This window comes from Kribbella sp. NPDC051586, from assembly GCF_044453965.1.
In the GTDB taxonomy this organism is placed as follows: Bacteria; Actinomycetota; Actinomycetes; order Propionibacteriales; family Kribbellaceae; genus Kribbella.
The window spans coordinates 178,450-197,867 of the sequence record NZ_JBITDF010000001.1 but is presented as its reverse complement, the minus strand read 5'-3'; the positions used below and the strand labels follow the sequence as shown (position 1 = coordinate 197,867).

18 protein-coding genes are annotated in these 19,418 nt (G+C 69.5%); 16 read left to right on the top strand and 2 right to left on the bottom strand.

Features of this window, described 5'->3' with window-relative positions:
• Positions 1 to 101: 101 nt before the first annotated feature.
• The 6 genes from ACIA58_RS00970 (at position 102) to ACIA58_RS00945 (ending at position 8,938) form a co-directional block, all read left to right on the top strand.
• The gene (locus ACIA58_RS00970; protein ID WP_134120168.1) at positions 102 to 452 is read left to right on the top strand and encodes a holo-ACP synthase; all 351 of its coding nucleotides are present in this window, start codon (positions 102 to 104) and stop codon (positions 450 to 452) included.
• Positions 453 to 454: 2 nt separating this feature from the next.
• On the top strand, positions 455 to 1,849 hold the full coding sequence (locus tag ACIA58_RS00965) for an NAD(P)H-hydrate dehydratase (RefSeq protein ID WP_396401549.1): 1,395 nt from the start codon (positions 455 to 457) through the stop codon (positions 1,847 to 1,849).
• Positions 1,850 to 1,913: 64 nt separating this feature from the next.
• Complete coding sequence (locus ACIA58_RS00960) at positions 1,914 to 3,650, top strand: ABC transporter transmembrane domain-containing protein (RefSeq protein ID WP_396401548.1); 1,737 nt, start codon at positions 1,914 to 1,916, stop codon at positions 3,648 to 3,650.
• Positions 3,647 to 5,392, top strand: a complete 1,746-nt coding sequence (locus ACIA58_RS00955; protein WP_396401547.1) for an ABC transporter ATP-binding protein — start codon at positions 3,647 to 3,649, stop codon at positions 5,390 to 5,392. The genes ACIA58_RS00960 and ACIA58_RS00955 overlap by 4 nt, the downstream gene beginning before the upstream one ends.
• Positions 5,393 to 5,482: 90 nt before the next feature.
• Positions 5,483 to 5,851, top strand: a complete 369-nt coding sequence (locus ACIA58_RS00950) for a hypothetical protein (RefSeq protein WP_396401546.1) — start codon at positions 5,483 to 5,485, stop codon at positions 5,849 to 5,851.
• Positions 5,852 to 6,010: 159 nt separating this feature from the next.
• Entirely contained in the window at positions 6,011 to 8,938 is a 2,928-nt protein-coding gene (locus ACIA58_RS00945; RefSeq protein WP_396401545.1) for a PIG-L family deacetylase, read from the top strand.
• Here ACIA58_RS00945 and ACIA58_RS00940 read toward each other — a convergent pair whose 3' ends face one another.
• Positions 8,939 to 9,721: an META domain-containing protein gene (locus ACIA58_RS00940; RefSeq protein WP_396401544.1), complete on the bottom strand. Its 783-nt coding sequence runs from the start codon at positions 9,719 to 9,721 to the stop codon at positions 8,939 to 8,941.
• 223 nt (positions 9,722 to 9,944) lie between these two features.
• On the opposite strand from ACIA58_RS00940, the gene ACIA58_RS00935 reads away from it, so the two are divergent.
• The 10 genes from ACIA58_RS00935 (at position 9,945) to ACIA58_RS00890 (ending at position 18,560) form a co-directional block, all read left to right on the top strand.
• Positions 9,945 to 11,165 (top strand): hypothetical protein, encoded by a 1,221-nt coding sequence (locus tag ACIA58_RS00935; protein ID WP_396401543.1) that lies wholly within the window; start codon positions 9,945 to 9,947, stop codon positions 11,163 to 11,165.
• Positions 11,166 to 11,326: 161 nt separating this feature from the next.
• A complete protein-coding gene (locus ACIA58_RS00930; RefSeq protein WP_396401542.1) occupies positions 11,327 to 11,968 on the top strand; it encodes an HAD family hydrolase in 642 nt (213 codons plus the stop codon).
• A 15-nt stretch (positions 11,969 to 11,983) separates the two neighbouring features.
• Positions 11,984 to 13,129 carry an alanine racemase gene (gene alr, locus ACIA58_RS00925; protein WP_396401541.1) on the top strand — a complete coding sequence of 382 codons (1,146 nt, stop codon included), beginning with the start codon at positions 11,984 to 11,986 and terminating at the stop codon, positions 13,127 to 13,129.
• A gap of 6 nt (positions 13,130 to 13,135) precedes the next feature.
• Positions 13,136 to 14,290, top strand: a complete 1,155-nt coding sequence (locus ACIA58_RS00920) for an alpha/beta fold hydrolase (RefSeq protein ID WP_396401540.1) — start codon at positions 13,136 to 13,138, stop codon at positions 14,288 to 14,290.
• Complete coding sequence (gene tsaE / locus ACIA58_RS00915; protein WP_396401539.1) at positions 14,287 to 15,213, top strand: tRNA (adenosine(37)-N6)-threonylcarbamoyltransferase complex ATPase subunit type 1 TsaE; 927 nt, start codon at positions 14,287 to 14,289, stop codon at positions 15,211 to 15,213. The genes ACIA58_RS00920 and tsaE overlap by 4 nt, the downstream gene beginning before the upstream one ends.
• 1 nt (position 15,214) lies before the next feature.
• Complete coding sequence (tsaB, locus tag ACIA58_RS00910; protein ID WP_396401538.1) at positions 15,215 to 15,874, top strand: tRNA (adenosine(37)-N6)-threonylcarbamoyltransferase complex dimerization subunit type 1 TsaB; 660 nt, start codon at positions 15,215 to 15,217, stop codon at positions 15,872 to 15,874.
• Complete coding sequence (locus ACIA58_RS00905; RefSeq protein ID WP_396401537.1) at positions 15,871 to 16,320, top strand: GNAT family N-acetyltransferase; 450 nt, start codon at positions 15,871 to 15,873, stop codon at positions 16,318 to 16,320. The genes tsaB and ACIA58_RS00905 overlap by 4 nt, the downstream gene beginning before the upstream one ends.
• Complete coding sequence (tsaD, locus tag ACIA58_RS00900; protein WP_396401536.1) at positions 16,313 to 17,362, top strand: tRNA (adenosine(37)-N6)-threonylcarbamoyltransferase complex transferase subunit TsaD; 1,050 nt, start codon at positions 16,313 to 16,315, stop codon at positions 17,360 to 17,362. Before ACIA58_RS00905 ends, tsaD begins: the two co-directional genes overlap by 8 nt.
• The gene (locus tag ACIA58_RS00895) at positions 17,359 to 17,808 is read left to right on the top strand and encodes a GNAT family N-acetyltransferase (RefSeq protein ID WP_396401535.1); all 450 of its coding nucleotides are present in this window, start codon (positions 17,359 to 17,361) and stop codon (positions 17,806 to 17,808) included. Before tsaD ends, ACIA58_RS00895 begins: the two co-directional genes overlap by 4 nt.
• Positions 17,805 to 18,560: a dienelactone hydrolase family protein gene (locus ACIA58_RS00890; RefSeq protein WP_396401534.1), complete on the top strand. Its 756-nt coding sequence runs from the start codon at positions 17,805 to 17,807 to the stop codon at positions 18,558 to 18,560. Before ACIA58_RS00895 ends, ACIA58_RS00890 begins: the two co-directional genes overlap by 4 nt.
• A 3-nt stretch (positions 18,561 to 18,563) precedes the next feature.
• Here the strand turns inward: ACIA58_RS00890 and ACIA58_RS00885 are convergent, their stop codons facing one another.
• Positions 18,564 to 19,418, bottom strand: a complete 855-nt coding sequence (locus ACIA58_RS00885) for an AraC family transcriptional regulator (protein WP_396401533.1) — start codon at positions 19,416 to 19,418, stop codon at positions 18,564 to 18,566.

Below are 19,418 nucleotides of genomic sequence, written 5' to 3'. Positions count from 1 at the left end.
CTCTCACCCCCGGCCGCCCCGCCCCCGCCGTCCTCGTCCATTTGAGAGGTGAGGCGCACGGGGCACGCGGTGGGGGAGGTGGGGCGGCTAGGCTGGCCCGCATGATCGTCGGCGTGGGAATCGATGTGGTCGACGTGGATCGGTTCATGCGGACGCTGGAGCGGACGCCGAGTTTGCGGGAGCGGGTGTTCACGCCGCTCGAGGCGGTGAAACCGCCGGCCTCGCTGGCGGCTCGGTTCGCGGCCAAGGAAGCGTTGGCCAAGGCGCTCGGCGCTCCCGCGGGCATGCACTGGCACGACGCCGAAGTACAGACCGACGAGACCGGCCGGCCGTGGCTGGAGATCAGCGGGACCGTGGCGGCGCAGGCGTCGCGGCTCGGCGTACAGAACCTGCATCTGTCGCTCAGCCACGACGCGGGCATCGCCTCGGCCGTGGTCATCCTGGAGGGCTGACCATGCGCAGCGCGCACACCGTCGAACAGGTCCGCGCCGCCGAGGCCGACCTGATGGCCCGCCTGCCCGAAGGCACCCTGATGCAACGCGCCGCCACCGGCCTGGCAGTTGCCATCAGCAACTTTCTCGGCGGCACGTACGGCGCCCGTGTGGTCCTGCTGATCGGCTCCGGCGACAACGGCGGCGACGCCCTGTACGCCGGCGCCCGCCTGGCAAGACGCGGTGCCCAGGTCACCGCCGTCCTCCTCTCCGACAAGGCCCACACAGCCGGGCTCGCAGCGCTTCGGCTCTCCGGTGGTCGGGCCGGCTCTGTCGACGACATCCGGACCGCCGACGTGGTCGTCGATGGGATTGTGGGCATCGGCGGACGTCCGGGTCTCCGCCCCGACGCTCTGGCGGCGGTGCAGCTCGCCGAGCATCACGGCGTACCGATCATTGCCGTCGACACTCCCTCCGGCGTCGACGTCGACACCGGCGAGACGCCCGAGCCTCACGTCCACGCCGCCCTCACCGTCACCTTCGGCACTCACAAGATCTGCCACTTCATCGACCCCGCCGCCACCGCCTGCGGCCCGGTCCACCTGGTCGAGATCGGCCTGGATCTTCCACCCGCCGAGGTCGAGTCCCTCCAGGCCCCCGACATCCGTCACACCTACCCCGTCCCGCACGGCGAGTCGGACAAGTACTCCCGCGGCGTCCTCGGGCTGATGGTCGGCTCGACGCAGTACCCCGGAGCCGCCGTGATCGCGACCGCCGGCGCCCTCGGCGGACCGGTCGGCATGGTCCGGTATGTCGGACCGGATGCCGTCGCGGAGGCTGTTCGCGCCGCACATCCCGAGATCGTCGCCGGCGACGGCCGCGTGCAGGCCTGGACGATCGGTTCCGGCCTGGGCGACGAGCTCGACATCCCGCGCATCCGCGAACTGCTCGACGCCGAGGAGCCCGTGGTCCTGGACGCGGACGGCCTGAAGGCCCTGGACGACACCGGCGACCACGTCGACGTACTCGCCACTCCGCACGCCGGCGAACTCGCCCGCCTCCTGGACGTCGACCGCGCAACCGTCGAGGCCGAACGCCTGAAGCACGCCCGCCTGGCTGCCGAACGCTTCGACGTAACCGTCCTGCTCAAGGGTGCGACCACCGTGATCGCAGCCCCCGACGGCCAGGTCCGCGTCAACGCCAACGCGACCCCCTGGCTGGCCACCGCTGGCGCCGGCGACGTCCTGGCCGGCCTCTGCGGCTCCCTCCTGGCCGGCGGTCTGACCCCACTGGACGCAGCCAGCCTCGGCGCTTACCTCCATGCCGCCGCCGCCAACCTCGCCTCCTCGTCGGGCCCGATCACCGCACTGTCGGTCGCATCCGCTCTCCCAGAAGCCACGCGGTATCTGCTGGGGTAGATCCACCCTTGTGAATCCGATCACAAAGGGGTGGGTGGGCCAGTATTGCTGGAAGGATCTGGGCATGGCCAGCGACGGTGCGCGACGGCGAGGGGCCGGCGTTCGTCTGTGGCTGGACAAGATGAACGAGACCTGGGTCCCGCCGGACGCGACCGATCTGACCGGTCCGATGCGCTTCCTGTACTGGCTGACTCGTTCGCAGGCGCGAAGGATCGCGTTGGGCGCGGCGCTGGGCACCTGCTGGACTGTCGGCCTGACTGTGCCGCCGTGGGTGCTGTCCCGTGCCGTCGATGACGGACTCGTCGCAGGCGACAACGCCGCCCTCGTCGAATGGGCTCTTGTCTTGCTCGCAGTCAGCGTGCTCAACGCGCTGCTAGGCATCGCCCGGCATCGGACGATGACCAAGATCCGGATGGACGCATCCTTCCGCGCCGTCCGCGCCACTGTCTGGCACACCTCCCGCTTGGGGGCTTCCTTGGCGAGGCGTGTCAGCGCCGGCGAGGTCGTGACGGTCGGCATCGCCGACGTGTACACGGTCGCGATGGCCCTGACTGTGACCGGTCCCGGCGTCGGCGCGGTCATCGCGTACGCCGTTGTCGCGGTGGTGCTGTTCACCATCTCCCCGCTACTTGCCGGGGTGGTCCTGGCTGGAGTCCCACTACTTGCCATCGCAGTAGGCCCGTTCCTGCAGCGCATCGAACGTACTGGTGGCGACTACCGTGTCCACCAGGGCCGGTTGACGATCCGTCTGGTCGACGTACTGGCTGGGCTCCGGGTCCTGAACGGCCTTGGTGGCAAGCGTTTTGTCGCCGATCGGTACGAACGGCAGTCGCAAGGACTGGTACGACAGGGATACCGGGTCGCCGGGCCGAGCAGTTGGGTCGGCGCGTTGTCGGCCGGCCTGCCGGCACTGTTCCTTGCCGTCGTGGTGTGGTTGTCGGCGCGGATGGCCGCCACCGGAGCGATCACGATCGGCGATGTCGTCGCCGTCTACGGGTACGTCGCCGTTCTCGTCGTACCGGTGTCGTTCTTCATCGAGGGTGGCGGGGACATCGCTCGCGCTCGGGTGGCGGGGCAACGAATCGTCGACCTGCTCAATCTTCCAGTTGCTCGCGGCAACGACGTTTCCGTGTCCGGGCCGTTGGCCGACCTCGAGTCGGGCGTGATCGTCCGGCCCGGTGTGCTGACCGCGTTGGTCGCTGCGCGGCCGGCGGAGGCGATCGCGGTGATCGATCGGCTCGGGCAAGTGAGCACTCGAGCGACCGTGGGCATCGACGAGCCTGCCCGCGAGGAGTTCAGGCGCCGGTTGGTTGTCGCCGACAACGACGCCGAGGTGTTCGCGGGTACGGTTCGTGACGTTGTGGCGGGGCGACTCGAGCCCGACGACAAGCGGATCCGCGCGGCTCTTCGCGTCGCGGTGGCCGAGGATGTCGTGGAGGCGCTGCCCGGTGGTCTGGACGCGCGGATCGCCGCCGGTGGCAGTGATCTGTCCGGCGGCCAACGGCAACGGATCCGGCTCGCCCGCGCGGTCTATTCGACCCCCGACGTCCTGCTCGCCGTCGAACCGACGTCCGCGGTCGACGCGAACACCGAAGCGGCCATGATCGACCGGATCCGCGAAACCCGGCGCGACACGACAACGGTGATCACGACGACGTCGCCGCTCGTACTGGACCGCGCTGACGAGGTCATCGTTCTGGTCGACGGCAAGGTGTCGGCGGCCGGGACGCACGCGGAACTCCTGCGCAGCGACTCCTTCTACCGCGACCTTGTCTCCCGTGCTCAGGGTGAGGCCACATGAGTCCGCAGATGCCGGTTGCGAGCCCAGCCGAAGTGCGCGCCGCGGCGATCCGCGACCTGGGCGCGGATCGTGGCGCTGTGGCCGGGGTCGTCCTGGTCAACGGGCTCGCCGCCGCGGCAGGTCTGGTGGGTCCGTGGTTGCTCGGCCGAATCATCGACACGATCCGGGCCGGCTCCGGGGACGTGCTCGGCGCGGTGGATCGGCTTGCGTTCGGCGCGCTGCTGTTCACCGTCGTACAGTCGGTGCTCGCGTGGTGGGCGCTCAAGATCGGCTACCGGTTCGGCGAACGTACGGCGGCACGGGTTCGGGAGCGCTTCTTGCAGCGGACCCTGGCGCTGCCCCCGCGGGTGGCGGACCACCTTCCCGCCGGTGACCTGATTTCGCGCGGAAGCACCGACGCCTCGCTCGTGGCGTTCACGCTGCGATCCGCCGTACCCGAGGTCCTCATCGCCATTGTCCATGCGCTCTTTCTCATCGTCGCTGTGCTGTTCCTTGATCTGCGTCTTGGGCTCTGCGGGCTGGTGTGCTTGCTCGGCGTCGGAGCGGCGGTGCGGTGGTACGTACGTCGGGCGCGGCCGGCGTACCTGGCGGTTGCGGCGACCGGCGCAGAGATGGCCGATGTCGTCGCCAGTACTGCGAAGGGCGCCCGTACGGTCGAACTGCTCGGGCTCGAGCACCGCCGGACGGAGGCGACCGAAGCCGCGATCACTCAAGCCCGCTCCGCGCGACTGCGGGCGCTGTGGTTGCGGACGGTTCTCTTTCCGTGGTCGGAAGTCTCGCTGGCGCTCCCGGTGGTGGGCGTCCTGCTGGTCGGCGGCGCGCTGTACGCGAACGACCTGGTCAGTCTCGGAGTCGTCGTGACGGCGACGGTCTACCTGCGCCAACTTGTCGGTCCGCTCGACACGCTGATGCTCTGGATCGAACAGCTACAAGGTGCCGGAGCCTCGTACGCACGCGTCGAGGGCCTGGCCGACATCCCCGAGGCGGAGCTGACTCCATCTGCCCGGAACGTCGCCGGTGACCGCATCCGCGTGGACAACGCCCACTACAGCTACACGGGCGCGCGCGACGTACTGCATGGAATCGACCTGGTCGTGCAGCCCGGAGAGCGCCTGGCCATCGTCGGCACGTCCGGAGCCGGCAAGTCGACCCTTGCGCGTCTGCTCGCGGGCCTGGACCGTCCGCACACCGGGTCGGTGACGATCGGTGGTACGCCGGTCGCCGACCTGCCACCCGACCAGCTGCGCGAACACGTCGTACTGATCACCCAGGATCATCACGTCTTCCACGACACCGTGCGCGACAACCTGCTGATCGCACAACCGGCCGCAACCGACGACGAGCTGTCCGCCGCACTCGACGCAGTCGGGGCTACCTGGTGGAACGATCTGCCTCAGGGACTGGACACCGAGATCGGCCGGGAGACCGAGCTCGACGACGCCGCCGCCCAGCAACTCTCCCTCGCCCGGGTCGTCCTCGCCGACCCCCACACGCTGATCCTCGACGAGGCAACCTCACTCCTGGACCCCAGAACAGCCCGTCGGACAGAGCAGTCCCTGGCCGCCGTACTGCGGGGTCGCACAGTGATCGCGATCGCCCACCGCCTGCAAACCGCCCACGACGCCGACCGGATAGCAGTAATGGAAGCCGGCGAACTGGTCGAACTAGGCACCCACCAGGCCCTGGTCACCGCCAACGGCCCGTACGGCCAACTCTGGCAGACCTGGCACGCAGAAACCTGACTGTAAGCGCACTGTCGGCGAGCGGTCAGCGCGCCCTCCTAGCTTCCTCGGTATCCGCCCGAGTCATTCACGACAGCCAAGGAGGGCAAGATGAGAGCACATCGAATTCTGAGCACCGCGGTGGCCGTCGGCGCGCTGGGGTGCGCGAGCCTGGCGAGCCCCGCGATGGCCGCGTCGAGCGGAGGACTGCATCCCGGAAGCTGTGGCGGCGCACGGTCGTCGATCGGCTTCGAGTACGAGACGGACCTCGGGCACGACTGGGTCTGCTGGGAGGGCCACGGCGACCAGGTGGACACCGACATCGACATCGTCCACTTCCTCGCCGGCCCCGAATCCTCGGGCTACTTCTGGTACGCCGGCCAGGGCAGCGACGCCTGCGTCAACCAGAAGCACTTCACGTCACTACAGACCGAGGACTTCGTCGTGCCGATCAACCTCTGCTCGATCCACTTGAACTGACGCACTCGACCGCCCCCAGGCTGCCTGCCTGGGGGCGGTCGTGCAGGCGGCGAGACGACGGACCGCAGTACCAAGGCGCGCGGTTATCTGTTGCGCGGTCCGCCTTCGCGGACGTAGGACTGGTGTTGCTGGTGCCTCCGCCGCCTTTGGAGTGTGCACGTGAAGCGATTCGTGGGGTTTGTGGTTCTTGTCCTGCTGGCCGTTCTCCCGGTGCCGGCTGTTGCGCAACCGCATCAGTACGTCGCCGACGCGCGGACCAAGATCGACGTGATGGGGGAGTGGGCCCATCCCGACGACGACACGAGTTTCATCGGGCCGTGTGGTGTGTGGCATCAGCTGTACGGCGTGAAGTGCGGCGTGATCATGGTGACCCGCGGCGAGGGCGGCGGGAACGCGGCCGGCAACGAGCTCGGCCCGGATCTCGGCCTGCGCCGCGAGAACGAGGATCGCGTCGCGCACTACCGCTCCGGCACGGTCGACATCTTCAACCTCGACCGGATCGACTTCTTCTACAACCAGAGTGCGCCGTTGACGCAGTACTTCTGGGACGAGCAGGAGACGCTCCGCCGGGTCACCCGGGTGATTCGCGAGACCCAGCCGGACGTCTACATCGGCTTCACGCCGACCCTCGCCGCCGGCCACGGCAACCACCAGCAGGCCGGTCGGCTGATCTGGGAAGGCGTGATCGCCGCTGCCGACCCGACCATGTTCCCGGAGCAGCTGAAGGGCCCGCACGCGCTCAGCACCTGGCAGGTGAAGAAGGTCTTCTCCGGCGGCAGCACGGCGGGCACCGGCGGTACGACGACCGCCGCGAACTGCACCACCGGATTCACCCCGACCGGCGTCGACACCGTCGCCGGCGTGTGGACCGGCTACAACTCGCCGTACACCTGGCCGGCCGGCAACTCGCAGGGGCAGCCCGTCGGTACGCCGAAGAGCTGGCAGCAGGTGACCGACGAGGGCCGCGCGGCGTACCCGACGCAGAGTCGGGTGATGTACAAGGGCGTCTCGGTCCCGGCCTGCCCGCGCTTCGGCATGACCGAGTCGTTCGTGCCGTTCCAGCCGAACAGCAACGCCGCGGCCGGGCGTGACGACGCGATCCTGTTCGGCGCGAAGAAGCCGGACCCGGGCGGACTCCCGCTCGGAACGCTCGAGTACATCACCTTCAGCCGCTTCTACAACGTCGCCGGCGAGCCGTTCCAGGCGACCGTCCACCTCAAGGCGCCGCACGGAAAGCTTGCCAAGGGCAACGTTGCGTTGACGGCGCCGGCCGGCTGGTCGGTCAGCGGACCGCAGCAGGTGAAGTCGAAGCCGTCCGCCGACCTGACGTTCACCGTGACCCCGGCCGCCGGCGCGACCGTCGACCAGAACGCGAAGATCTCCGCGCTCTACACGACCAAGCACGCGACCGGCTACACCGACAACGTCGTACGGATCGTCGCCGCCGCCGAAGGACGCTTCCAGCGCTGGGGCAACTGGGCGGAGTACGACCAATGGCTGCAGACCACCGCCCCGCAGGCCAACCGTCTCGGCCGTTCCCAGGCGATCCAGTCGATGGGCATCGGCCAGACCATCGACGTACCGGTCGTCGTGCACAACTGGTCCACGCAACCGCAGACCGGTGCGGTCTCGCTCGACCTGCCGGCGGACTTCACCATCGACGCGGCATCCAAGCCGTACGACGTGCAGCCCGGAGCCGACCAGACGGTCACGTTCAAGCTGACCAACACCGACACAACCCTGCCCGCCAACCAGAACGTGAGCATCCCGATCCGCACCGCCACCGGCAGCGAGACGCTGACGCTCACCCTGGTCCCGACCACGGTGATCCCGCAGGCGACACCGGTCGTCGACGGCAAGGCCGAGCCGGGCGAGTACCCGGGCCAGACCCTCGACCTCGGCCGGATCTGGCAGGGCGCAGCCACCTGCACCGGCGTCGACGACTGCGGCGTTTCGGCAACCGGAGAGGGCAGTACCGCGAAGGTGAGCTGGTCCGGCGACGCGCTGTACTTCTTCGTCCACGTCCGCGACGACTACCAGTCGTACGCCGTGACCCCGGCCGAGTGTGTCGGTCACTGGCAGGCCGACTCCGTCGAGATCCTGCTCGACCCGCGCGGCAACGCGTCCGAGGCGCTGAAGGACACCGCGAACACGTTCAAGCTCGGCATCTTCCCGTTCACCCAGAGCGGCGGACCGTGCTGGGAGCGTGACGCGGACAACCACCAGGGCTACTCCAGCGGCGCCCTCGACACGGGCAACGCGCCGGGCGTCCAGGTCGCGTCGACCGCACAGTGGGTCGGCAGCAACGAGACGACCGTGCCGCACGCGTACGCCGGTGGCGGGTACGACCTCGAGGTGAAGATCCCGCTCGCGGACCTGCCGGCCGCCGTCGACCCGTCGCGGCTGGGGATGAACATCACGCCGTACGACAACGACGACACGTCGGCTCCTGGTACGACGACGTTGCGGCACATCGACATGAGCACGCGACTGGGATGGTCGGCGCTCGGATCCGTGCAGTCCGACCCGTACCGCTGGGGTCTGGCCACGCTCCCCGGCTACACCCCGCCGGCCGATCGTCCGACGACGCCGGCGCCGCCGAACGTCTCGAACCCGAACCTCAACGGCGCGCTGTCTCCGCAGACGATCGCGCAGTCCGCGCGGAACGGCGTACCGATCTCCGGTCGCGTGCCGACCGACGACCTGAAGATCCTGTCCAGCAAGGTGCGCCCGACCGGAGTCGATCTGGTCACATCGTCGAAGGGCTCCGGTACTGCCCGGGCCTTCCTGACCAGCGGGCAACTGGCAGCGATCCCGGTCTGGACGACGTCCTGCACCACAGATCCGCCACCGGACTACGGCTTCACTCCGTGTGCCATCACCGACGGCGCCACCCCGCCGTGGTCACCGGACATGAGCGGTCACCTGGTCAAGCAGGCCAGCCAACCGATCACCCGCGGCGTCCAGCACTGGACGATCCCGCTGACCGCGGCCCAACGCGCACAACTGAAGGACCGCGGCCACCTGCTCGTCTCCTACGAAACAACCCGGAACGAGGTCCAAGCCTTCGATATCCGCATCGCCTAGTCAGCGGACCGCCGTGAAGTCCAGGCCACCGCCCGCGGAGCGCAGCTTGAGGGTCGCGCTGTCGACTTCGTAGGTCACTTCGCCCTTCAATCCCTTCAGCAGTTGGGATTCCAGCTTCGCGGCGTCGCCGGCGCAGGCTCGGCGGGTGGTGGCAAGCTCGCCGAAGGTGAGCTTGCCGGTGGACCGCGCCACCGTGCCCTGGAACTCGTTGCAACCGGTTGAACCGGTAACGCGTTCGCCGTTCAGCGTCAGCCACGCCGTCTCGGACCCGGCCTGGTGCGAGGCGGCCTCACCGGTGATGACCGAGGACAGCGCCCACTTGGTGCCGTCGACGGCGACGTCGGGCTCGGCGACCTTCCGGTCGGTCAGGGAGATCGTCGTACTGCCCGCGGTGAGGTCGAGTTTGCTGCCGTCCAGCTTCCAGGCCGGCTTCGCGCTGATGATGCCGGCCAGCCACGCGTCCTGGCCCTGCTGCGGGCCGGGGCACCCCATCGCGGTCGATGCCAGCTCGCCGTCCAGCGTGAGCTTGCCGTCCTTGGTCGAGACCTTCGTCTGCATCGAGTTGCAGCCGGCGTCGGCGACCAGCCGGCCGTCGTCGGTGAACTGCAGCCGGACGCGGGTCTTCGGCGCGAGCTGCTTCGGCTTGCCGTTCTCGGTCACCGACGTGGACAGGTACGTCCTGCCGGTGGGGGAGCCGCCGGCGTCGGTGGTCGTGGTGGTGCTCTGCCCGCAGCCCACCAGCAGCAGCGTCGCTCCGACGAGGCCGATCATCCGTTTGTTCACACCCCGAGGACGTCACCACGCACGTTCGCGTTGCGTTAAATCGGTACCCAGGGTTGGCAGGCATGATCACGGTTCGATAACGTCACCGCCGTACGCGAGAGCGAATAGCACGACAAGGCCGGACAAACCGGCCCCTCTGGGGATTCAATCGAACAGGTGAGGGCCGCGCTGCAGTTCTGGGGCGAGCAGGGCGACCCGTCGAGCAAACAAAGGAACGCTTCGCATGCCCCCCACCCGAACTGCCCGGCGTCGCAAGCTCGTCCCGGCGGTGGTCCTTGCTGTCGGCGCACTCGTCGCTGCGCCGATCGTCGTACACGCGGCCAAGGACTCGCCGGTCTCGACTGCGAACGCAGCGGACAGCACGGTCTCTGCCCTCCCGAGCGTCGGACGCGTCGAAACCTGCGTCCTGGACGCGTACTCCGGCTGCACGGTCCTGCACGGTTTCGGCCAGAAGCCCGTCGCGATCACCGCGACCGCTTCCGGACCGGCGATGGTGTCGATCGACCCGAGCCGCACCACAGACAAGGACTACCGGTTGCGCGCCGTGCGGTACGACGGCAAGAAGTACCGCGCCGGCACCAAACTGACGTACACGGTCCACTACGACTTCACCGCCGTACCCGCGCAGCCGACCACGCCGACGCCGACCAGCGCGCCGACCACGACGGCGACGCCGACCAAGCCGCCGACGACGACCACCCCCACCGCGACGCCGACGCACACCACCACGACGCCGACCAAGCCCCCGACCTCGACGACGACCGCGCCCACCACGACGACCCCCACGTCGACCGGTAGCCCGAGCGCGACCTGCACCAACCCGTCGTTCGTCACCACGTCGACGAACAACCAGGGTGACGGCCGGACGTTCGGTGCGTACTACGTCCACAACAACATGTGGAACAACGACAACGGCACCTACACGCTGAGCGCCTGCAACTACAACAACTGGTTCCTCGACGTGACCCAGCCGAAGCCGGGCGACAACGGCGTCCAGGCGTACCCGAACGTGCACAAGGACTACAACGACGTCGCGCTGTCGAAGATTCAGTCGGCCAAGTTCGCGGCCAGCACGCCGGCCAACTGCTCGGCCTGCGTCTACGACGTGGCGTTCGACGTCTGGGTCGGCGACGGCCTGAACAACGAGTTGATGATCTGGACCGACAACAAGGGCCAGACCCCGGCCGGCCGCAAGTCGGGCACGGTGACGTTCGGCGGCTTCACCTACGACGTCTGGCACGAGGACGGCTACACCGCGTACGTGTCCCAGGTGACGCAGAAGTCGGGCACGATGCCGCTGGCCAGCTTCTTCAACGACATGGCGACCCGCGGCTGGGCGCCGAAGCAGACGACGTGGCAGGTCGACTACGGCGTCGAGGTCGTCTCCACCGGCAACACCAAGCAGCGCTTCAACTTCACCGACTTCTCCATCCAGGAGAACTGACCCCCGGATCGCTCGCGCGTACCGCGGGGGATATCCGGCTCGCGCCACGCGAGGGGATATCCCCCGCTGTTGCTGCTTCTTCGTCTTCATACCAGGGCAGAAGGAGCAGCAGGAAGGGATATCCCATCGGGTGCCGGTGGGGCGTTGCATAGGGTTCTGTTGTGATCGGACTGGTGATTTTCGACAACGACGGTGTGCTGGTGGACTCCGAGCGGCTGGCCAACACGATCTTGGCCGAGCTGCTCACCGAGGCAGGGCTGCCGTACAGCTTCGAGGAGACGGTGCGGGACTTCATGGGCGGCTCGATGGCCTCGATGCGGCAGAAGGCCGAGGCGCAGCTCGGGCGGCCGCTGCCGGCGGATCTCGAGGACCGGTACCACCAGCGGTTGTTCGACGGGTTCGCCCAGCTCCGGGCGATCGAGGGCGTTGAGGCTGTCCTCGATCACCTGGACGCCCGCGGCATCGTCTACTGCCTGGCCTCGTCCGGCACCCATCGGCGGATCCGTACGGCGCTGACCGCGGTCGGGTTCCTGCACCGGTTCGAGGGCCGGATCTTCAGCGCCGAGGACGTTGCCCACGGCAAACCGGCGCCCGACCTGTTCCTGCACGCGGCCGGTTCGATGGGCGTGAAGCCGGCCGACTGCCTGGTGATCGAGGACAGCCCGCTCGGTGTCGCCGCGGCGGTCGCGGCCGGGATGAAGGTGTTCGGGTACGCCGGGATGACGGACCCGGCGAAACTTTCCGATGCGGATACGGTTTTCCACAACATGACGGCCCTGGCCGACCTGATCGACGGCGCCTGAGACACTGGACTGACCATGTCTACTCCTCAGTCACGTCCGGTCCGCGCTGAGGCGGTCGTCGATCTCGCTGCGATCCGCCACAACGTCGCCACGCTGCGTGCCCGCGCCGAGGGTGCGCAAGTGATGACCGTGGTCAAGGCCGACGGCTACGGGCACGGGATGGTGCCGGTCGCCCGGGCCGCCCGCGAGGCCGGCGCCGGCTGGATCGGCGCCGCGGTGCTCGAGGAGGCCCTCGCCCTGCGCGAGTCCGGTGACACCGGTCCGATCTTCTGCTGGCTGACCACGCCCGGAGAGCCGCTGACCGACGCGATCGACGCGGGGATCGACCTGTCCGCGGGGGCGCCGTGGGAGATCGACGAGCTGGCCGCCGGCGTCACGGACCGGCCCGCCCGGGTGCACCTCAAGATCGACACGGGCATGTCGCGCGGTGGCGCTGTACCGGAGGAGTGGCCGGCGTTGATCCGGGCCGCGGTCCGTGAGCAGGCGACCGGGCGGATCGAGATCAAGGGCATCTGGTCGCATCTGGCCTCCTCCGACGAGCCGAAGAGCTCGGCGAACGAGTCCCAGCTGGCGACCTTCACCGAGGCCGTCGAGGTGGCGGAGTCGTTCGGCATCGACGCCGAGTTCAAGCACCTGGCCAACTCGGGCGCGACGCTCGCGCTGCCGGAGACCCGTTTCAGCCTGGTCCGGCCGGGCGTCGCGACGTACGGCTTGTCGCCGTTCGGGCATGCGTTGCCGTCGTCGGAGCTCGGGCTGGAGCCGGCGATGACGCTGAGGGCTCGGTTCGCGATGGTGAAGCGGGTGCCGGCCGGTGCGGGCGTCTCGTACGGTCTGACCTGGACCGCGCCGCGTCCGTCGACCCTCGGCCTGATCCCGCTCGGGTACGGCGACGGTCTGCCGCGGCACGCGTCGAACGGCGCCCCGGTGCAGGCCGGCGGCAAACGCCGTACGGTCGTCGGCCGGATCTGCATGGACCAGTGCGTGGTCAACCTCGAGGACGACGAGGCCGCCGCGGGCGACGAGGTCGTGCTGTTCGGTCCGGGTACGTCCGGCGAGCCGACGGCCGACGACTGGGCCGATGCGGCCGGCACCATCAACTACGAGATCGTCACCCGCCTGGGCGCCCGGATCCCGCGCAGGTACGTCGACAGCGAAAGGTAGACCAGCATGTCCAAGGCAGGGCGGACTGCTGGTCTGATCGGGGCCGCGGTCGGTGTGCTGGCTGCCGGTGCCGCAGCCGGAGTCGCGGTCGAGCGCACAGTCATCGGCCGGCGATCGGGTCAGCGCAAGCAACTCGAGGCGGAGCCGTTCGGTTCACAACGCGGTACGCCGCACATCTTCACCGCCGACGACGGCGTCGAGCTGTACGTCGAGGTCGACGAACTGAAGCGGTCCCGGCGACCTGCTCCGGCGCCGAAGCGCCGACTCGGCCTGACCGGGGCGGCGGGGCGGGGAAAGAATGAGCACAGCAAGCTTGCGTTGCCGCCCGAGGACCTGACCGTGATCTTCGCGCACGGCTACGGGCTGAACATGGATGCCTGGCACTTCGAGCGCCGTGACCTGGCCGGCATCGGGACGATGGTCTTCTACGACCAGCGCTCGCACGGGCGGTCCGGGCGGTCGCCGAGGGAGCACGTCAGCATCGAGCAGCTCGGCCAGGACCTGTACGGGATCGTCGAGCGGTTCGCGCCGACCGGCCCGGTGATCCTGGTCGGTCACTCGATGGGCGGCATGACGATCATGGCGCTGGCCGAGCAGCACCCCGAGATCTTCGGGGACCGGGTGATCGGCGTCGGCCTGTGCTCGACCAGCGCGGGCGGGCTGGACGGCGTCCCGATTGTGTTCCCGGGCAAGCTCGGCATGCTCGCGCGCTCCCTCGCGACGCCGACGGTTGCGGCGCTGGCCCGGATCCCGGACGTGGTCGAGCGCAGCCGGAAGGCCGGCTCGGACATCAGCTACCTGCTGACCCGGAAGTACTCGTTCGGCTCGGAGGTGCCGCCGGCGTTCACCGAGTTCGTCAACGAGATGATCGCGGCCACGCCGATCGAGGTGATCGCGGAGTTCTACCCGATCTTCGCGCTGCACGACAAGTTCGACGCCCTCGAGCCGCTGCAGAAGGTCGAGTGCGTGGTGATCGGCGGCGACAAGGACCACCTGACGCCGTTCGCGCACGCCGAGGAGATCGTCCGGCGGGTGCCCGGCGCGGAGCTCGTCGAGGTGAAGAACTGCGGGCATCTGGGCCTGATCGAGCACCACCGTGAATTCACCGCAGCCCTCCTTGGGATGATCGAGAGAGCCGAACAATCCTTGGGACCCACATGACCGACTTGCACGTCGTCGATGCCACCGCCGAACACGTGGATGACATCGTCAAGGTGATTCACCACGCCTTCTCTGCGCGGCGGGTGCTCGACCCGCCGTCGACTGCCCTGTCCGAGAACGCCACCACCGTTGCCGCGGTGGTTGCGGAGCACGGCGGGTTGCTGGTGCTGCGCGACGGCGCTCCGGTGGGGGCGATGCTGTTCGAGCAGACCGGCGACATCCTCAACCTGCGCCGCGTCTCCGTCGACCCGCGATGCCAGGCCCGCGGTGTCGCCTCGGCGATGGTCGGCTGCGCCGAGGAGGTCGCCGTACGGCGTGGGCTCACCCGGGTGAACCTGATCGCCCGGGTCGAACTGCCGGACACCGTGGAGTTCTGGCGGCGACGCGGCTACTCCATAGTCGATCAGCAGGCGCACAACCTGACGTATGCGAAGGCTCTCCCGATCGAGCTGACCGTGCCGACCGCCGAGGACATGCAGGCGATCGGCGAGGAGCTCGCCGGGCAGCTCCGGCCGGCTGACCTGCTGGTGTTGTCCGGTGACCTGGGTGCCGGCAAGACGACGTTCACGCAGGGACTCGGAGCCGGGCTGAAGGTGCGGGGCGCGATCACCTCGCCGACGTTCGTGATCTCGCGGGTGCATCCGTCGCTCGCCGGCGGGCCGGCGCTGGTGCATGTCGATGCCTACCGCATCGGCGGCTTCGCCGAGCTCGACGACCTCGATCTGGATGCGAGCCTCGAGGACGCGGTCACGGTGGTCGAGTGGGGTCACGGTCTGGCCGAGGCGCTCGCGCCGGACCGGCTGGAAGTCGTGATCACCCGAGGCGACGACGACACCGACGAGACCCGCGCGCTGCGCATCACCCCCGTGGGTCCGCGCTGGGCCGCATCCGGCGTCCGGGTGTCCGTACTGGAGAAGAACTGACATGTTGCTTGCCTTTGACACCTCGAGTGCCGCCGTCACCGTCGCACTGGCCACGCCGGAGGGCGAGATCGTTGCCTCGTCGACGACCGTGGACGCGCTACGCCATGGCGAGTTGCTCGCCCCGGCGATCGCGGCCGCGCTGGAATCGGCCGGAATCACGCCGCGCGATCTGACCGGCATCGCGGTCGGAGTCGGCCCAGGTCCGTTCACCGGGTTGCGGGTCGGTCTGGTGACCGCGCGAACCATGGGCGAGGCCCTCGGCATCGAGGTTTCCGGCGTCTGCAGCCTCGACATCCTCGCGCGGCAGTCGTCGTTGTCGCTGCCGGTCGCGGTCGCGACGGATGCCCGGCGCAAGGAGATCTACTGGGCGCTGTACGACGGCCCGGCCGCGGACGGCAGCCGCCGTCGGCTCGAGGGACCCGCTGTCGACAAGCCGGCCGAGGTCGCGCACGTGCTGTCCGGTCTGCCGGTGATCGGCCGCGGCGCGGTGCTGTACGCCGACGTGCTGGGCGTGGCCGAGGTCGACGTCACGGAGTACCCGTCGGCCGACGTACTGGCGATGGGTGTGGCGACCCGGACGCTCGACGTCGTCGCGCCGGAGCCGCTGTACTTGCGCCGGCCCGACGTGACGATGTCTGCCGGGCCCAAGAGCGTGCTGTGAGACCTGCCATCAGGGCGGCGGTGGCGGACGATCTGCCCGCGCTGGCCGCGCTCGACGAGGTGTGCTTCGGGCCGGCGGCCTGGAGTACCGTCGCGTGGTCGGACGAGTTCGAGCGGCTGTCCGAGGACCGGGTGATCCTGGTCGCGGACGAGGGCGCGGTCGTCGGGTACGTCGTGCTGCTGGTGCCGCCGGTGGTGGCGGACGTGGTCGAGGTACTGCGGATCGCGGTGATCCCGGCCGAGCGGCGAACGGGCATCGGCGGGCAGCTGATGACGGCGGCCCTGGGCCGGTGTGCGGGGCGGACCGTCCTGCTGGAAGTTGCTGCGGGCAACGAGTCGGCGCGAGGGATGTATGCGGGGTTCGGGTTCGAGGAGATCAGCCGGCGGCGTGGGTACTACGGTGACGGCGAGGATGCGGTGATCATGCGGTGGAGGATCGATGAGTGAGCCCCTGATCCTGGGGATCGAGACGTCGTGCGACGAGACCGGTGTCGGGATCGTGCGCGGGCAGACGCTGCTCGCCGACGCGATCGCGTCGAGTGTCGAGGAGCACGCCCGGTTCGGCGGCGTCGTACCCGAGGTGGCCAGTCGCGCGCACCTCGAGGCGATGGTGCCGACGATCCGGCGTGCGTGCGAGACGGCCGGCATCAAGCCGACCGACGTCGACGCGGTCGCGGTGACCAGCGGACCCGGCCTCGCCGGCGCGCTGCTGGTCGGCGTCGCCGCCGCCAAGGGTTTGGCGCTGTCGCTGGACAAGCCGCTGTACGGCGTGAACCACCTGGCGGCGCATGTCGCGGTGGACACGCTGGAGCACGGCGATCTGCCGAAGGGCTGCGTCGCGATGCTGGTGTCCGGCGGGCACTCGTCGCTGCTGTCGGTCGAGGACATCACCGACGGCGTCGTGCCGATGGGCAGCACGATCGACGATGCGGCCGGCGAGGCGTTCGACAAGGTGGCGCGGGTGCTCGGGCTGCCGTTCCCCGGTGGGCCGTACATCGACAAGGCGGCGCGGGACGGCGGGGACCGGTTGTACGTGACGTTCCCGCGCGGGCTGACGTCGCAGCGGGACCTCGAGCGGCACCGGTTCGACTTCTCGTTCTCGGGGTTGAAGACCGCGGTGGCGCGCTGGGTCGAGGCACGCCGGCGGGACGGCGAGGACGTGCCGGTGAACCACGTCGCCGCTGCCTTCCAGGAGGCGGTCTGCGACGTGCTGACCCGCAAGGCGATCGACGCGTGCAAGGACCGCGGCTTCGAGCACCTGCTGATCGGCGGCGGCGTCGCGGCGAACTCACGGCTCCGGGTGATGGCCGAGGAGCGTGCGTCCGCTGCGGGTATCGCCGTACGGGTGCCGCGGCCGGGGTTGTGCACCGACAACGGTGCGATGGTCGCGGCGCTGGGCTCGGAGCTCGTCCGGGCCGGTCGGGCGCCGTCGCCGCTCGACCTGCCTGCTGATTCGTCGATGCCGATCACGGAGGTGCTGAACAAGTGAAGTGGACCGGGGCGGACGGCTTCGAGGCCGATGACGATGCCGCGCGCATCGATGTCGACGTGGTGCACGGCTTCCTGAATACGTCGTACTGGGCGCCTGGGATCCCGCGTGAGGTCGTGCAGCGGTCGATCGAGGGCTCGCTGAACCTGGGGGTCTACGACGCCGACGGGGCGATGGTCGCGTTCGCACGGATGGTGACCGACCGCGCGACCTTCGCCTGGCTGGCGGACGTCTTCGTGCTGGAGTCGCACCGCGGGCACGGCCTCGGCCGGTTCGTGGTGTCCACGCTGCTCGAGCACCCGGACCTGAAGGGTGTCCGGCGGTTCATGCTGGGGACCGCGGACGCGCATGAGCTCTACCGCTCCTACGGCTTTGCCGAACTCCCCGACCCGGGCAGCATGATGATCATCCGCAAGGACCCGGCGGACATCTACGGCCGCGGGTGAGTCCGCCCGGGGTGGACCTGGTGTGGAATCCGGCCGGGGCGACCGATCTCGTCCTGCTGGCCCACGGCGGCATGGAAGAGTCGAAGGCGAATCCACACGCGTGGCGCGCGCCCATCCTCCGCATGTGGCCGTTTGCCGCAGCCGCCCGCGCAGCCGTGCCGAACGCGGCCGTCGGTCTCGTTCGCTACCGGTACCGGGGGTGGAACGGCGCTGCGGACCCCGCGATGGATCTGCGTGCTGTGCTTGACGAACTCCCGCCGGTGATCCGCCGGGTCGTCCTGATCGGCCACTCGATGGGCGGGCGCGCGGTCGTCGCCGTGGGCGATCATCCCCGGGTGGCCGGCGTACTGGCTCTGGCTCCCTGGCTCCCGGACGGCGAGCCGCTCACCAAACTCCGCGGGCCCGTCACCTTCGCGCACGGGACCGACGACACCATCACCGACCCGCGCGCCACCACCGCGTACGCCAACCGGCTGCGCGCAGCCGGTACGCCGGTCACCGTCTATGCGGTCACCGGCGAGACCCATGCCATGCTGCATCGCCCCGCCGACTGGAACGCACTGGTCGCCACGTTCGCTGCCGGCGCCCTCACGTCCTCGGACCCCGGGCCGGTATCTGAGGCCGGCACCGAGCCACTGCCGGAGTGCGCGCCGAGGTCGTCGCTGCCTGCCGCGGTCGGGTCGATCGCGCTGGCCCGTCTTCGCCTCCCGGTCGTCGAACGCTTCGAGGTGAAGAGCAGCCCGGCACAGTAGAAGTTAGTGGCGGGCCTCCGGGGAGTGCGGCAGCGGACGCAGCACCTCGCCCGCCGGCTTGTCACCCGGAGACCCGCTCGCAGATCGATCATATGTTCGAATATGCGTCGAGCGCAAGTGCCGTCCGGGAGTCGTCCCGACGAGGGCCGAGAACGCCGCGATGAAGCCGCTCGGATTCGCCCAGCCGCACGCGTGGGCGACGTACGTGGTGTCGTGGCCGTCGGCGAGCAGGACGAGGGCATGATAGATCCGCAGTTGCGTGCGCCATTCGTAGTACGTCATGCCAAGCTCGTCGCGGAACAGGCGGCTGAGCGTGCGAGCGCCGGCTCCCGCCTTGCGTCCCAGCTCAGCGAGTGAGGTGTTGTCCGCGGGGTTCTCGTCGAGGTGCTGCGCGATCGTGCGCAGGCGATCGTCGCGTGGCTCCGGCAGCTGCAGGGGCTGCTCGGTCGCCTCGTGGAGCTCGTCGACGAGGACCCGCTGGAGGCGGGCGCGGGCGGCTTCGTCGAGCTGACGGCTGGTGAGGGCGAGCACAACCTCGCGGGCGAGGCCTGAGGCCAGGAAGACCGCAGGGCGGTCCGGGATGTGCCGGGCGAGTGTGGCCGGCAGGAACACGATGCGCATGTCGGTCTCGCCGTGCGCGCGGTGCTGGTGGGTGAATCCGGCCGGTGTCCAGGCGACTCGGTTGGCGGGGACGATCGACGTACCCCGGTCGGTATGCACGGACAGCACGCCGCGGGCGGCGTACACCAGATGCCCTTCTTCATGCGTCTGTACGGAGCTGGTGCCGCCGGAGGCCCACTCGTGCGCGCCCGCAGCAGGGAAGAGTTCCGAGCGGAGCGGTTGGCCGTCGTCGGGCAT